This is a genomic window from Helicobacter felistomachi (genome assembly GCF_030296895.1).
In the GTDB taxonomy this organism is placed as follows: domain Bacteria; phylum Campylobacterota; class Campylobacteria; order Campylobacterales; family Helicobacteraceae; genus Helicobacter; species Helicobacter felistomachi.
Map to the genome: position 1 here is coordinate 1,234,185 of NZ_AP028022.1, position 13,980 is coordinate 1,248,164.

The window sequence follows — 13,980 nt, forward strand, 5'->3', positions numbered from 1 at the left end:
GGTTTAGCATGGTTAATGAAAACCCCGAAAACAAGCCCACCAACCAGCAATTAGAGCCCGCAGAGCCTACAGAAGAGGGGCAAAATGAAAAGCCCAGCCTAAGAGAGAGAGTGCTAGCTTTTGGCAACAAAGCAAAGAGCTTTCTTGGCAAAAATAATCCCCTATCTAGCCGTGTAAACCTTAAAGAGCTTTTGAGAAATTTACGCAGCCGCCCTAGACTCTATTTTTCTGTGTTGGGCGGGACGGGGATTGTGGTCTTGATCACCATAGGGGGGGTCATCACTAGTTTCATTGCACACGAGGAACACCTAGAAGAGAAAATGAGCCAGAGCAGCAAACAACAACTCGACAAGCTTGTCCAAACCGAGAAAAGCGAAGGCTCTATTTTTAACAACTTGCCCACTCTAACAGACAGCAACAGCCACATCCCCTTGAGCAATGAGGAGGAAGTCAACGCCTTGATCCAAAAAGCAGACATCCTCTATGCGCAAGGACAAACCGATGAGGCCTTGCAAATTTTTGGCGACATCTCCCACACCTCTTCTAGCATCGCTAACCACAATCTCGGTGTGATTAAACTGCGTAAACACGACTATATCGGGGCACTCAAGGCCTTTGACAACGCCCTAGTAGCCAAAAGCGACATGAGCGTGAACGCCATTGATGCGATGGCAGCTGCCTTTTACCTCAATAATTTTGACCTTTACACCCGCTATTTAAAAGTGGCTGAAGCAAATATTCAAGAGCTGGAAAAACAACCCATTTACTCTTATGTCTATGCCCTGACCCTCTACTATGGGGGGCATTACTTTGAAACCCTAAGTGCCCTCTCTAACCCCAATTCCAATTTGTTTAATGCAGACAGGCAACACTTGGCGGCCAAAATGTACTTGCTCTTTGGGGACGAAAACAACGCTATCAGGCATTTAAGCGCAGCTGCCACCCCCAAAGACGACAAGGCTTTAGGTTTGCTCTACGCACGCATGGGCGATTACCAACAAGCCATCGACCATCTACAGAGTTACAGCGGGCGCTACCCTGAGGATAAAGATACATTAGTGGCTTTAGAGCTCATCGCGCTTAAAATGGGGGACTTTGACGGGGTACACAACATCTTAAGTGTCCTGTTGCACGGCATCCATAAAAACAAGCACCAAGAGAGGATTTTAGCCGACACCTACCCCATTAAGCCTACACCCAATAAGTATTTCTTTGACATCAACACCATCCGCAAGGGGTTTTGGAAGACAAATTTTCGAGACGGAATAGGGATACCCATCGATCGGATGCTCTTTTACTATGCCCCTTATAAATTAGTGGAGATCAAGGACGCACTAGGCTCGATCCAAGAGGGGGTTTTCTTTGTAGACAGCAGTGAGAGTCAGGATTTGATGGGGGCGATTAATCTTTTAGAAAGGGGCAAAAAGGGCAGTCTTGCTGACCAATACATGCTTGCTGGGCTCAAGTACTTAAGCCAAGCCCACCTGCGCCTCGCCCTAAAAGAGTTTACACTTTCTTTGCAAGCCAACCCCAACAGCTCTGTGGCGCACTACAACACGGGGCTCGTCTACGCCCAGCTAGAGAACTTCCACAAAGCCAGTTTCCATTTTAACAAAGCCTACCGCCTTAATCCCCATAATGTCCTTGCCGGCATTTTTGGGGTCATCGCCACACGCTTAGACTACCGCAACCCCAGTGTCTTGCTCAAACAACTCACCTCAAACTTCCAAACCTTGCGCTTTAACAACTCCACTAAACGCGCCTTTTTAAACTCGTTCATCAGTTATTTAAACGGTGCAACCAACGATGATTTGGACTGGATACAAAAAGCCAAAACCCCCCTAAGCATTTACTACGCTTTGGGCGTGGCTTACGCCAACCGCGCCCAAAACAAACAAAAATTAGTGGAAAACTTCGCCGCCCTTAAAAAAATGCATCCCCACAACATGCTCACGGCCGTGTTTTACGAGATAATGCTGAGATACCACGCCGACATCCGCCAAATGCTAGGGGCTTATGCTCTACTCACCAACAAAAAGACCAATCTCGAGGAACTGCTCCACGGCCCCCTCTTGGCCCGCAAAATGTATATCTACATGGGCTTCATCACAGGACTTTTAAACCACGAGGAAGAAGAGATCAACACCCGTCTTAGTGCCTCACAAAACCAAGAGATGAGCACGGACTTGTTGCGCATGCTTGCCTTGATCCACATCTTCCAAAAGCAATATGAAAAATCTGTGGGGATTTATAACTTCCTCATTGACAAAATAGGGGATCACGAAATGGAGGTTTACGAGTTGGCGAGTGTGGCCTACATCGCGATGGGGCGCTTTGATAGCGCCGCTTTGCTCTTAGAGATCGGCAAGACCATGGACCCAGACAATTACGACGTTCGCTATGGTTTAGGGCTGCTCTACCAACAAGCGGGCAATTTAGAAGCCAGCTTAAATAATTTTGGGGCGATCAAAACCCGCAAATTTCAATCCTCTTACTTTGACTTTAGCCTCAAAGAACCCACAAACAGGCAGGATTTGCGATGAACCTTGCAAACCTTCTAATCAGTTTAAACCCCGCCCAACAAGAAGCCGTGCGCCACACCAAAGGGCCTCTTTTAATTTTAGCCGGAGCGGGCAGCGGCAAGACCAAGACTTTAACCACCCGCCTAGCTTATCTCATCGGTTATGAGGGGGTGCGCCCTGAAAACACGCTCACCTTAACCTTCACCAATAAAGCCGCCAACGAAATGCGCGCAAGGGCACTGGCTTTGCTAGGCGAACAGCACACTTTTGCCAAGCCCAAATTATGCACTTTTCACAGCTTTGGGAGTTTCTTCCTTAGAAAAATACTTAAAAATGAAGAATATGCAGAGTTTTTAAGACGCAATAAGGACTTCATCATCAAAACGCCCAGTGAGCTCAGAAAAGAGCTAAAAGAAAGCTTGCTCCCCTACAAACAACATTACGAGAAACCATGGGAAAACGATAGGCACTTCCTTAACTTTTTGTTTAGAGGTTTTTCTTTAATTAAGAACGAGCGCATCATTTGGGACAATGATTGCAATTCTGTCTTTAAAAAAGCTTATGGGCTGTATGTGGAGCACTTGGAAAAGGGGAATTGTGTGGATTATGACGACCTCATCGCCTTCCCTTGCAAGCTCTTCAAAAAATACCCAGAGCTAGCCAAACAAATCAGCCAATTTTACCAATACATCTTGGTGGATGAATACCAAGACACCAACCCCTTGCAGTTTAAATTGCTCAAACAACTTTGCAGCACTCACGACAATCTCTGTGTGGTGGGCGATGACGACCAAAGCATTTACGGCTTTAGGGGGGCAGACATCAACAATATTTTAGAGTTTGACCGCCGTTTTAAGGGCGTTAAAATCATTAAGCTAGAACAAAATTACCGCTCCACCCCCAAAATCGTTGGTTCTGCAAACCAACTCATCACGCACAACCAACACCGCCATAAAAAAACCCTCTTTAGCCAAAAAAACCAGGGCACAGACGAAAGCATCAAATACGAACACTTCAAAGAAACCAAAGAAGAAGATAAATTCATTTGCGACAAAATCAATGAGTGTAGGGCTAAAAACATCCCTTATGAAGAAATCGCCATCCTTTACCGCCTCAAGAAACTTGGCAAAGAGTTAGGAAAGACCTTGCGCCAAGCCAAAATCCCCTACACCCTTGTGGGGGAGAAGGATTTTTTTGAGCAGAAAGAGATCAAGGACCGCTTGGCGTATTTGCGCGCTTTGGCAAACCGCGATGATGATGAGGCGTTGGTGCGTTTGCTAGACAAATTAAAGGGGTTTGGCAAGGAGAGCCTTAAAAAAATCCAAGACATCGCCACTAACAAGCGTTGCAGCATCGCCAAAGCCTACCAGGAAGGCTTCTTTCAAGACTTTTCCAAAGCCCACACACACCTACAAGGGTTTTTCACCATTTTAGACAACTTGTCCTCTAGATTAATGCAACTTAACAGCCCAAAGCAAGCCCTAGAATTGCTCGCCGACTACGCTCAAATCGACAAAGAATCAACCGCCGATGACACCGATGATGAGGTCTTGGAGCGCATCCGCACTTTAGCAACAATGTTCCAAGACTTTGTCTATGAATCGTTGGAATTGAAGGGCTCTGTGTCCTTACAAGATTTCTTCGACCAAATCGCCCTAGAAACAGATGTCCCCACCACCGACTCCAAACACTCTAAGGGGGTGCAGTGCATGACCGTGCACGCCTCTAAAGGATTGGAGTTTAGGGTGGTGTTTATTGTGGGGCTTGAAGAGGGCTCTTTTCCCCTCACGATGGAGGATATCGACATTGAAGAAGAGCGGCGCTTGGCTTATGTCGCCATCACAAGGGCTAAAGAAGAGGTCTACCTTTGCAGCGTGCAAGAAAAGTTTTACTGGCAAGATTCAACCCCCTCTCGTTTCATCAAAGAAGCTAGGGGGCTTGCCCAAGCCTTGTGTGTGGGTGATTGCGTGCACCACGAACAACACGGCTTTGGCATGATTAGACACATCGAAAAAGAGCGTTTGGGAGTGTCTTTCCACCATGGGCTTGTGTGGTTGCTGCCAAACTCTGTTAAAAAGATGGGCTCTTGAGATTTTTACTCTTCATCCTTCTTGCTTTGCCCTTAATCGCTCAAGGGCTTTTAAAGCAGGCGATCACACAGGCTTACACAGAATTTTACGCCAAATGCCCCCTAAAAGTGCAAGCTGTGCAAGTAAGCCTTGCTAGCGGCAGCCCCACCACTTTGGAGCAAATCTTAAAACACGCCAAAGCCCCGCAGGATTTAAACCTACAGTGGCGCCCCCAGCAGTTTTTAAACCCAGATGGCTTGCTAAACTTAAGCCTACAAAATCAAAGCGTGTGGGTGCGTTATAAAATCAAAGCCACGATCCAAGTCTATAAAAGCAAGAGCATGCTAAGAAAGGACCAAAATCTAGATGCCAGTAACACCTACCAAGTAACCATCCCCTTTACCCGCTTTTTTGCCATGCCCATCGATTCGTCGTACATCAACCATGCCAGTGTGAGGAGCTTTCTAGCCGCCAACACGCTTTTAAGCATCGACAAGGTCGGGGCGCAGATTTTGGTTTATAAACACGAAATTTTTCACGCCACGCTCAAAGAGGGGCCCATCTCTTTAGAAACTTCCTTGCAAGCCCTAGAAAATGGGGTGTTGAATCAAGTGATCCAAGCCCTAAATGTAGAGAGTAAAAAGGTCGTGCAGGTGAAAATCACGGGGTTTTTAAAGGGGGAGGTGCTGTGAAGTTGGTTTTAGGCGTGAGTGGGGCGAGTGGGGTTAATTTGGCGTGGCGTTTTATGGAGTGCTTGCCGCTTGGAGTGGAGCTATTCATCGTGCTCAGCACCCATGCCAAAAAGGTCGCCCTAGCCGAAATGGGGTTAAACTTTAGCGAGAAACTCAAAGAGTTGAAACGCCCCTACACCCTTTACAAGCCCCACGAAATAGACGCGCCCATCTCTTCAGGCAGTTTCAACATAGATGCCATGGCAGTGATTCCCGCCAGCCTCAACACCTTTAGCAAGATCGCCCATGGCATTTGCGATGATTTACTCACCCGCTGTGCTTCTGTCGCCTTGAAAGAGCAAAAGAAACTTTTGATCGCCCCTAGGGAGTTGCCCCTACATTCTATCGCCCTTGAAAACCTTTTAAAACTCGCCCAAGCCGGGGCGATCATCGCCCCCCCCTTACTCACCTATTACACCAAACCCAAGGATTTAGAGAGCATGGAGCTGTTTTTGGTGGGCAAGTGGTTTGACTCGCTGGGGATCGCACACGACTTGTACCCAAGATGGGGGGTTTAATGCACCCGGCCATTTATCCCGGGACTTTTGATCCCATCACGAACGGGCATTTAGACATCATCAAAAAAGGGGCGGACTTGTTTAACCCCCTCATTGTAGCGGTGGCAAAGTCCAGTATGAAAAACCCCATGTTTAGCCTAAATGAACGCCTAGAAATGCTGCAACTGGCTACGAAGTCTTTGGACAATGTCCAATGCCTCGCTTTTGAGGGGCTGTTGTGCGATTTAGCCAAGTCCCATCATTGCAAGTGGATCATCAGGGGACTTAGGGCCGTGAGTGATTTTGAATTTGAGTTTCAGATGGGCTATGCCAATAAATCCCTAAACCCCACTCTAGAAACCTTGTTTTTCATGCCCACTTTGCAAAACGCCTTCATCAGCGCGTCCGTGGTGCGTTCCATTTTAAGCCACAAGGGGCAAATCGCCCATTTAGTCCCCCCCTTGTGTTCGAATTCATCAACCAAAGGTTTTAGATGTTGGTCGCTTTAGAGGGAGTAGACACGAGCGGCAAAAGCACGCAAATCGCTTTACTCAAAGATGCCTACCCTCATGCCCTTTTCACCAAAGAGCCGGGGGGGACAAGTTTGGGGCACGCCCTGCGCCAAAAGGTCTTGCACGAGCATTTAAGCCCATCCGCGCAGTTTTTATTGTTTTTAGCCGACAGGGCTTTGCACTTAGAAGAAGTGCTAAAACCAAATGCCAATAAACTCATCTTCAGCGACCGCTCCCTCATTTCAGGGCTTGCCTACGCCCCCTACTCTTTAGAGTGCGCTTTGGAATTACACAGGGCACACGGCTTGTTAGAGGTCTTGCCCGATTGCGTCTTTGTGCTGACTCTTGAGTCTCACGCCTTAAAAGAGCGCCTACACGCCAAAACCCACGATTCTATCGAATCGCAAGGGCTAGAGTTTTTAGAGCGCACCCAAGAGCGCCTTTTACAAGCCTGTGCGCTTTTAGGCGTTCGCACCCACACCCTAGACGCAAGCCAAAGCCCGCAAAGTTTAAATGCAAGTATTTTAGAAAAACTCAAGACAACGCCCGATCTTTGATCACAAAGTACGCCGTGGGGATGATAAAGAGGGTTAAGACCACACTGGTGATCATCCCCCCTAGCATAGGCGCGGCGATGGAGTGCATGATCTCTGAGCCCACCCCATGCGAGTACATGATGGGCACTAAGGACACCAAAATGCTAAAGAAAGTCATTAACTTGGGGCGCACCCTTTGCACTGCTCCGTGCATGATCGCCTCTTTAAGTTTGGTGCTTGTGTGTTGCTCTTGTTTTAAGAAGTTTTGATAAGCGTCCTCTAGGTAGATGATCATCACAATCGCCGTTTCGCTCGCCACGCCCAGCAAGGCTAAAAAGCCCACTAAGGCGGCGATGCTCAAATTCAAGCCCCAAAGTTTCATGAAAATCAGCCCGCCCAAGAAGGCAAAGGGCAGGCTAAAGAAGCACAAGAGCGAATTTGTGGGGCTTTTGAGCGCAAAGACAATTAGCAAAAAGATAATGAAAATACTCATCGGCACGACATATTTTAGGGTCGCAAAGGCTTCATCTAAATACTGGCTTTCGCCTGAGAACTCATAATAATACCCACTAGGCAGGCGCATACTCTCTAGGGCTTTAATAGCTGCCTCGCGATAACTCTCTGAGCTCACCCCATTTTTAGGCACTATGTAAATGAAATGCACATTCAAGCCCTTTTCGCTTTTAAGCACGGCGGGGGCGTTTTCATAATAGACATTAGCAAACTCCCTTAAGGGCACATAGCTAGAGGGGGTTTTAATGTAAAGATTTTGCAAAGACTCTATATTGTTGCGCTGTGTGTCTTTTAAGCGCACAGAGATGGGGTAACTCTCCACACCATCAATTAAGGTTGTGATGCTCGCCCCGCCCATGCCAAAGCTCACCATGTCCAACACTGCTTGTTTGGTGAGGTTGTATTGTGCTAGTTTCTCAGGGCGCAAATCCACATTGAGGTAGTAGCCATTGTTGGATTTCTCGGCAAAGACAGACAAGCTTTGTGGTAAGGTCTTGAGCTTTTGCTCCATTTTGATCGCTAAATCTTGGAGTAAATAGGGGTCTTTGCCATAAAGTTTAATGCCAAGGGGGGTGCGGATGCCCGTTAAGAGCATGTCAATGCGCCCACGGATGGGATATGTCCAAGAATTGACTAAACCTTTTAATTGCAAGGTTTTTTCAAGCAGGTCCCTTAGTTTCTTGTAAGTCATATCTGGTCGCCACTGAGCTTTTGGTTTGAGCTCAATGTAGGTTTCTAGCATGGACAAGGCTGCGGCATCCGTGCTGCTATTAGCCCGCCCTGCCTTGCCAAAGACTTGTTTGACTTCAGGGATCGCCTTGATGTGCTTGTTGGTTTCTTCTAAATACTTCTTGGCCGTGTCGATGCCTACGGCGTTGGTCGTAACAGGCATGTACATCACCACGCCCTCATTAATCGCCGGGATAAACTCCCAGTTGAGTTTTTTATACACAAAATAAAGCCCGCCAAGACCCACCACGCTAAGGGCTAAGAACACCCATCTAAAGCGTAGAACAAAGGTCAAACACACCCCATAAACTTTAATGAAAAAGGCGTTGATGGGGTTTTTAGATTCCTCTATGATTTTGCCCTTGATAAAAAAGAGCATTAAAATCGGCACCACGCTGATAGAAAGCAAGGCCCCCACGAGCATGGCAAAGGTCTTGGTATAAGCTAGGGGCGAAAAGAGCCGTTTTTCCTGTCCGCTCAAGTCAAAAATAGGTAAGAAAGACACCACAATAATCATTAAAGCAAAGAAAATTGCCGGGCCTACTTGTTTCACACCCGCAATGATCGCCTCTTGGCGTTCTTGGTCGTTCTCTATATTGGCGTGGCTTAAGTGTTTGTGGGCGTTTTCCACCATCACAATCGCCGCATCCACCATCGCCCCTATGGCAATGGCAATCCCCCCTAGGCTCATGATGCTCGCCTCGATGTTGAAAAAGTGCATGAGCAAGAAGCTAAGGCACACACAAAGGGGCAAAGTGATGATGACGACTAAGGCACTTCTAAAGTGCAAGAGAAAGAGCGCGATCACGGCAAGCACAATCACGCTTTCTTCTATGAGCGTGTGTATGAGATTATCCACGCCCTTTTCAATCAACTCACTTCTATCATACACGGGCACGATTTTCACATCAGGGTTACCCTCTTGTAAATAGGCAATCTTCTCTTTAATGCGCTCTAAAATGCGGTAAGTGTCGGCGTGGTAACGCACCATCACAATCCCCCCCACGACTTCCTGCGTCCCGTTTAAATTTGCCACAGAGCGGCGGGGTTTGGGGGTTAGGTTTAAAGTGGCGACATCTTTAAGCTTAATGGGGGTGAGATTGGGGGTTTTGAGCACGATTTCGCCCAAATCTTTTAAATTCTTGGTGTAGCCCTTGGCGTGTATGATTTTTTCAAACCCGTTTTCTAAGATGATCCCCCCACCCGTGTCGTTATTGGATTTTTTAATGGCATTCACCACATCATCTACGCTCAAACCATATTTCACCAAAGCGTCATTGTCTAGGGTAACTTCATAGTTTTTCTCAAACCCCCCGATGCTCGCCACCTCGCTCACCCCATCGACCCCCAAAAGGGCATAGCGGTAGTAAAAATCTTGCAAGGTTTTAAGCTCAGCTAGGGTTTTTGTCTTGCTTGTGAGGGCGTATTGGTAAGCCCAGCCAATGGAGGTCGAGTCGCTGCCCATTTCTACTTTTACCCCAGCAGGCAACTTCACCCGTGCCATCTGCTCGCTCACCCGATCCCTTGCAAAATACAAATCCACGCCGTCTTTAAAAATGATATACACCAACCCCGTTTCATAGCTAGAGATGCCCCGCACCGTTTCAATGTCGGCGATCCCCATAAAATTAGCCACGAGCGGATAAACCGCCTGCTCTTGCACGACCTGCGGGCTTTGATTGGGGTAGCTCACCTGCACCACTACTTGCGTGGGCGATAAGTCGGGTAGAGCATCCAAACGGGTGTTTTTCATCGCCCATAGAGACACTAAAAAGAGCAAGAAAGTCACCATCAACACAACTAACTTGTTCTTAAGGCTTAAAGAGATGAGCGCATTAATCATCACTCATCTCCGTTATTAATAGCGTCCGCATCCAAAATAAAGAGCGCATTTTTAGCGACTTCATCGCCCGCTTTAAGCCCCTCTAAAACTTGATAACTCCCATCGCTCAAGCGTTTGGCCTTAATGGGGGTGAAGTCAAAGGAGTCATCGTCTTTTTTAAACACGATCGCCTGCCCGTTTTTGATCAACACTGCCTCTTTAGGTAGGATCAAAATCTTTTGGGCGGGTTGGTAGATCGTAACCTTGGCAAACATGTTGGGGAAAAAAAGATTGTTGGGGTTTTTTAAAATGAAGCGGGCTTGTAGCATTTTGTCCTGTGCGCCCACAAGGGGGTTGATGTTAGAAAACTCTAAATCAAACACCCCGGGCACGCCCTCGATCTTGATCTGCGCTTTAGACAAGTGGCGCACAAAATCCAAATCCTCTTGATTGACCCGCACCAAGACATATAGGGCTTTTAAATCAATGATTTGAAACACCAAAGCCCCACTTTTAATAAATTCCCCCTCATTGATATTCTTAGTAAAGACCACGCCACTAAAGGGGCTTAGCATTTCTACGCTGTTGAGCACCTTTTTAGTTTGCATTATGCGTGCAATCTCATTAGTGCCCACGCCAAGCAAACGCAACTTCTCTTGCATTTGGGCGACTTGGCGGTTGAAGTGCAAAGAGGAGAGCAATTCGCTTTGCACCGAGATTAAAGTGGGGGAGTAAATGCTAAAGAGTTTGTCGCCCGCCTTGATACTCTGGTAAGTGCGATTCACATAAAGTTTTTCCACAAAGCCATCAAAGCGCAAATTATAGGTGTAGGTTTTGCGCTCATCAGCCTGCAGAGTGGCGTAATACTGCCTAAAGGGGGCAAACTCTTTAAGCTGCACCGCCACACTGCCCACCGCTTGCAAATGCGCCAAGCCCAATAAAAGCCCAAAAATCCACTTTTTCATTTCAGCCCTTTGAGGTTTTCTAGCGCAAGGTAGGTTGTGGTGAGGGTGCTTTTGGTTTCTAGCTCTAATAATCTGGTGTTGATGGTGTCGTTGAAGGCGTTGTAATAGCTGTTGTAATCGCCTTGCGAGGAGGGCAAATTGTCTTTGTAGATTTGCACGATGTGCTCGCTTGCTTGTAAGATTTGGTCGATGTTGCTGAGATTTTTTTGTAATTGTGTGAGTTTTTTAATCAACTTGCGGGCGTTGTGTTGCACGCTGTTTTTGGTGTTCTCAAGGGCATTGAGAGCCACTAAATGCTCTTGTTTGCGTTGTTGTAGGGCATTGCTTTGTTTGCCATAGAGGGGCAAGGGGATCGCCACCCCGATGGTAAACATATCAAAGATTTTAGAGCGGAAGAGGTAGTTAGCGGTCACATTGATGTCTTCTAAAAAACTCTTCTTGGCTAGGGTGATGTTCTTTAAGGCTTGGCTGTCTTGCAAACTGGCGATTTTAATCGTGCGGTTGGTGTCCATGATTTCTTGCATCTCATGCTCGGGCTTAAAGGCCACGGGGCTAGGCGCAAGACTGAGTAAATCGCTTTGGTTAAAGGTCAGTTCGCTGATACTGATTTTATTGTCGGCTAGGGTGTCTTGCAGGTCGTTTTGCTTGATTTCCCATTGCGCTTTAATCACTTCTAACTTGGCGATGGCGATTTGATCGGGACTGCTGGAGTGCTCGGCCCTGTAAAGCAAATTGTCTAAATTGCTTAAAGCATCTTTAAGCAAGGCTAATTTTTGGGTGTTTTTATAGACATTGACGGCGTTGGTCAAAATATTGATGGCAATTTGTTGTTTCAGTTGTTCTAATTCTAAAATCTTTTTTTGGCGCTCGATTTGCACCACTTGCTTTTGCGTGTGCCTTTTGCCCGTAACATCAAACTTTTGGCTAAGCCCCACGCTGATGCTTTGCATAAAACTCGAATCTAAGATAAAAAAGTTATTCACATCGGCGTTGTTGTAGCCCACATACAAAATGGGGTTGTCCCAACGGCTCACCGCTTGTGCCTGCGCTTGTAGGCTGTCGATCTGCGCCTGTAAACCCGCAATTTTGGCGTTTTTAACTAGATATTTTGTATACACCACCTGCAAGTTTAAAGGGTCTGCACAAAGGGCGAGTGTCGCCAAGAGCAAACCAACGGTGAGTGCACGCATTTAAATATCCACGCTGCTTTTGCCTTTGAACACATGCCCATCTGTGGTTTTGATTTCCACTTTAATTTGCCAAGTCCCGTTCATAGGCAAGTTTACAGAGCCCTCATACACCCCGTCTTTTTCCTCCAATTTTGCATTTTCGTGCATGGCGGGCATGCCCGGCATTTCAGGCATGAAAAACTTGACTTTCACCTGCGCCCCTTTGATCGCCTTGCCATGTATAGTAGGGGTGATGCTGAATTTATTGTCGCCATGGACAAACTTATTGGAAGACTTCAAAGAAACATCTGTCCCACTGGCCTTAAACTTCAACTCATAGGCGTTTAGGCTCAAAGCCAGTGCCCCCGCTAAGAATAAAAAGGCAAATCGTTTCATCACAAACTCCTTGTAAAAAATTGTCCTAATATTAGGTAAGGATTGTGTAATTTTTGTGTAAATTGTGTTAAAGTTTGAGAAATTTTTTGAAAGGATTAATGTATGCATTACAGAGTAGAACATGACACCATGGGTGAGGTTAAAGTAGAGGATGGCAAATACTGGGGCGCGCAAACCCAAAGAAGTTTTGAGAACTTCAAAATCGGCGTGGAAAAAATGCCCCCTGAGCTCATCGCCGCCTTTGCCAAACTCAAACGCTCTTTAGCCAAGGTCAACCAAGATTTAGGCAAGCTAGACGCTAAAAAAGCGGGCGCGATCATGCAGGCTTGCGAGGACATTTTGGATGGCAAATTAGAAGGGATGTTTCCCCTAGCCATTTGGCAAACAGGCAGCGGGACACAGACGAATATGAACATGAATGAGGTCATCGCCAATAGGGCAACCGAGATTTTGGGGGCGGATTTTAGGAAAGAAAAGTTGATCCACCCAAACGACCATGTCAATATGTCGCAAAGCTCTAATGACACCTTCCCCACGGCGATGCACATTGTGGCGGTGCTGGAGCTCACACAAACTTTAATCCCTGCCCTAGACACTTTGCACGCCACTTTACACGCCAAAAGCGAAGCGTTTCAAGGCATCATTAAAATCGGGCGCACCCACCTGCAAGACGCGACCCCTTTAACTTTAGGACAAGAGTTTAGCGGTTATGCGAGCATGTTAGAGCACTCTAAGGCGCAAATTTTAGAGAGTTTGGAGGGCTTAAGGGAGCTTGCCATCGGGGGAACTGCCGTGGGCACAGGTTTAAACGCCCACCCCGAACTCTCCCAAAAAGTCGCTGAAGAGCTCACGCATCTCACGGGGCAAGCGTTTAAAAGTGCGCCCAATAAATTCCACGCCCTAACCAGCCATGATGCGATCACTTTCGCGCACGGGGCATTAAAAGGACTAGCGGCCAACTTAATGAAAATCGCCAACGACATTCGATGGCTTGCCAGTGGTCCGCGCTGTGGGCTGGGCGAACTTGCCATCCCCGAAAACGAGCCGGGCAGCTCCATCATGCCCGGTAAAGTCAACCCCACCCAATGCGAGGCGTTGACGATGATCGCCGTGCAGGTGATGGGTAACGATGCGGCGGTGGGCTTTGCGGCTTCTCAGGGCAATTTTGAGCTCAATGTGTTTAAACCCGTCATCATTTACAATTTCTTACAAAGCGTGAAGCTTTTAGCCGATGGGATGCTTAGCTTCAACGAGCATTGTGCCACCGGCATTGAGCCCAATAAGGACAAGATCGACTACTATTTGCACCACTCTTTAATGCTCGTTACCGCCTTAAACCCACACATCGGCTATGAAAACGCCGCTAAAGTTGCCAAAAATGCCCACAAAAAGGGCATTAGCCTCAAAGAATCCGCCCTAGAGCTTGGACTACTCAGCGAAAAGGACTTCGACGCGTGGGTCGTCCCCGCTCATATGATCGCCCCTAAAGCTTAAGGGGCTTTGACTTTTAAGTCCTTGC

Annotated in this window: 11 protein-coding genes; 7 read left to right on the top strand and 4 right to left on the bottom strand. The window is 47.2% G+C overall.

What is annotated here, in order from left to right:
* Positions 1-8 precede the first annotated feature (8 nt).
* Genes QUE23_RS06505 through tmk form a run of 6 tightly spaced genes read left to right on the top strand, consistent with a single transcriptional unit; the run spans position 9 to position 6,888 of the window.
* Positions 9-2,543, top strand: a complete 2,535-nt coding sequence (locus QUE23_RS06505; RefSeq protein WP_286348269.1) for a tetratricopeptide repeat protein — start codon at positions 9-11, stop codon at positions 2,541-2,543.
* Positions 2,540-4,612: an ATP-dependent helicase gene (locus QUE23_RS06510; protein WP_286348270.1), complete on the top strand. Its 2,073-nt coding sequence runs from the start codon at positions 2,540-2,542 to the stop codon at positions 4,610-4,612. Before QUE23_RS06505 ends, QUE23_RS06510 begins: the two co-directional genes overlap by 4 nt.
* Positions 4,609-5,283, top strand: a complete 675-nt coding sequence (gene flgA, locus QUE23_RS06515) for a flagellar basal body P-ring formation chaperone FlgA (RefSeq protein ID WP_286348271.1) — start codon at positions 4,609-4,611, stop codon at positions 5,281-5,283. Before QUE23_RS06510 ends, flgA begins: the two co-directional genes overlap by 4 nt.
* Positions 5,280-5,840, top strand: coding sequence for a UbiX family flavin prenyltransferase (locus tag QUE23_RS06520; RefSeq protein WP_286348272.1), 561 nt, complete (start codon positions 5,280-5,282; stop codon positions 5,838-5,840). Before flgA ends, QUE23_RS06520 begins: the two co-directional genes overlap by 4 nt.
* The gene (gene coaD / locus QUE23_RS06525) at positions 5,840-6,328 is read left to right on the top strand and encodes a pantetheine-phosphate adenylyltransferase (protein WP_286348273.1); all 489 of its coding nucleotides are present in this window, start codon (positions 5,840-5,842) and stop codon (positions 6,326-6,328) included. The genes QUE23_RS06520 and coaD overlap by 1 nt, the downstream gene beginning before the upstream one ends.
* Positions 6,313-6,888, top strand: coding sequence for a dTMP kinase (tmk, locus tag QUE23_RS06530; RefSeq protein ID WP_286348274.1), 576 nt, complete (start codon positions 6,313-6,315; stop codon positions 6,886-6,888). Before coaD ends, tmk begins: the two co-directional genes overlap by 16 nt.
* Here the strand turns inward: tmk and QUE23_RS06535 are convergent.
* From QUE23_RS06535 to QUE23_RS06550, 4 genes are read right to left on the bottom strand one after another with little or no spacing between them, the layout of a single operon-like run.
* Positions 6,866-9,952, bottom strand: a complete 3,087-nt coding sequence (locus QUE23_RS06535; RefSeq protein ID WP_286349430.1) for an efflux RND transporter permease subunit — start codon at positions 9,950-9,952, stop codon at positions 6,866-6,868. The two genes, tmk and QUE23_RS06535, sit on opposite strands and share 23 nt — an antisense overlap.
* Entirely contained in the window at positions 9,952-10,896 is a 945-nt protein-coding gene (locus QUE23_RS06540) for an HlyD family efflux transporter periplasmic adaptor subunit (protein ID WP_286348275.1), read from the bottom strand. Before QUE23_RS06540 ends, QUE23_RS06535 begins: the two co-directional genes overlap by 1 nt.
* A complete protein-coding gene (gene crdB, locus QUE23_RS06545) occupies positions 10,893-12,086 on the bottom strand; it encodes a copper resistance outer membrane protein CrdB (protein WP_286348276.1) in 1,194 nt (397 codons plus the stop codon). The genes QUE23_RS06540 and crdB overlap by 4 nt, the downstream gene beginning before the upstream one ends.
* The gene (locus QUE23_RS06550) at positions 12,087-12,461 is read right to left on the bottom strand and encodes a FixH family protein (protein WP_286348277.1); all 375 of its coding nucleotides are present in this window, start codon (positions 12,459-12,461) and stop codon (positions 12,087-12,089) included.
* Between the two features lie 102 nt (positions 12,462-12,563).
* Between QUE23_RS06550 and fumC the strand changes: the two genes are divergently transcribed.
* Positions 12,564-13,955 carry a class II fumarate hydratase gene (gene fumC, locus QUE23_RS06555; protein ID WP_286348278.1) on the top strand — a complete coding sequence of 464 codons (1,392 nt, stop codon included), beginning with the start codon at positions 12,564-12,566 and terminating at the stop codon, positions 13,953-13,955.
* Positions 13,956-13,980 lie beyond the last annotated feature (25 nt).

Bases quoted from the DNA above. Each gene is read 5' to 3' on its own strand.
- QUE23_RS06505 (WP_286348269.1), top strand. From the start codon at position 9: ATGGTTAATGAAAACCCCGAAAACAAGCCCACCAACCAGCAATTAGAG.
- QUE23_RS06510 (WP_286348270.1), top strand. From the start codon at position 2,540: ATGAACCTTGCAAACCTTCTAATCAGTTTAAACCCCGCCCAACAAGAA.
- coaD (WP_286348273.1), top strand. From the start codon at position 5,840: ATGCACCCGGCCATTTATCCCGGGACTTTTGATCCCATCACGAACGGG.
- tmk (WP_286348274.1), top strand. From the start codon at position 6,313: ATGTTGGTCGCTTTAGAGGGAGTAGACACGAGCGGCAAAAGCACGCAA.
- QUE23_RS06535 (WP_286349430.1), bottom strand. From the start codon at position 9,952: ATGATTAATGCGCTCATCTCTTTAAGCCTTAAGAACAAGTTAGTTGTG.
- QUE23_RS06540 (WP_286348275.1), bottom strand. From the start codon at position 10,896: ATGAAAAAGTGGATTTTTGGGCTTTTATTGGGCTTGGCGCATTTGCAA.
- crdB (WP_286348276.1), bottom strand. From the start codon at position 12,086: ATGCGTGCACTCACCGTTGGTTTGCTCTTGGCGACACTCGCCCTTTGT.
- QUE23_RS06550 (WP_286348277.1), bottom strand. From the start codon at position 12,461: ATGAAACGATTTGCCTTTTTATTCTTAGCGGGGGCACTGGCTTTGAGC.
- fumC (WP_286348278.1), top strand. From the start codon at position 12,564: ATGCATTACAGAGTAGAACATGACACCATGGGTGAGGTTAAAGTAGAG.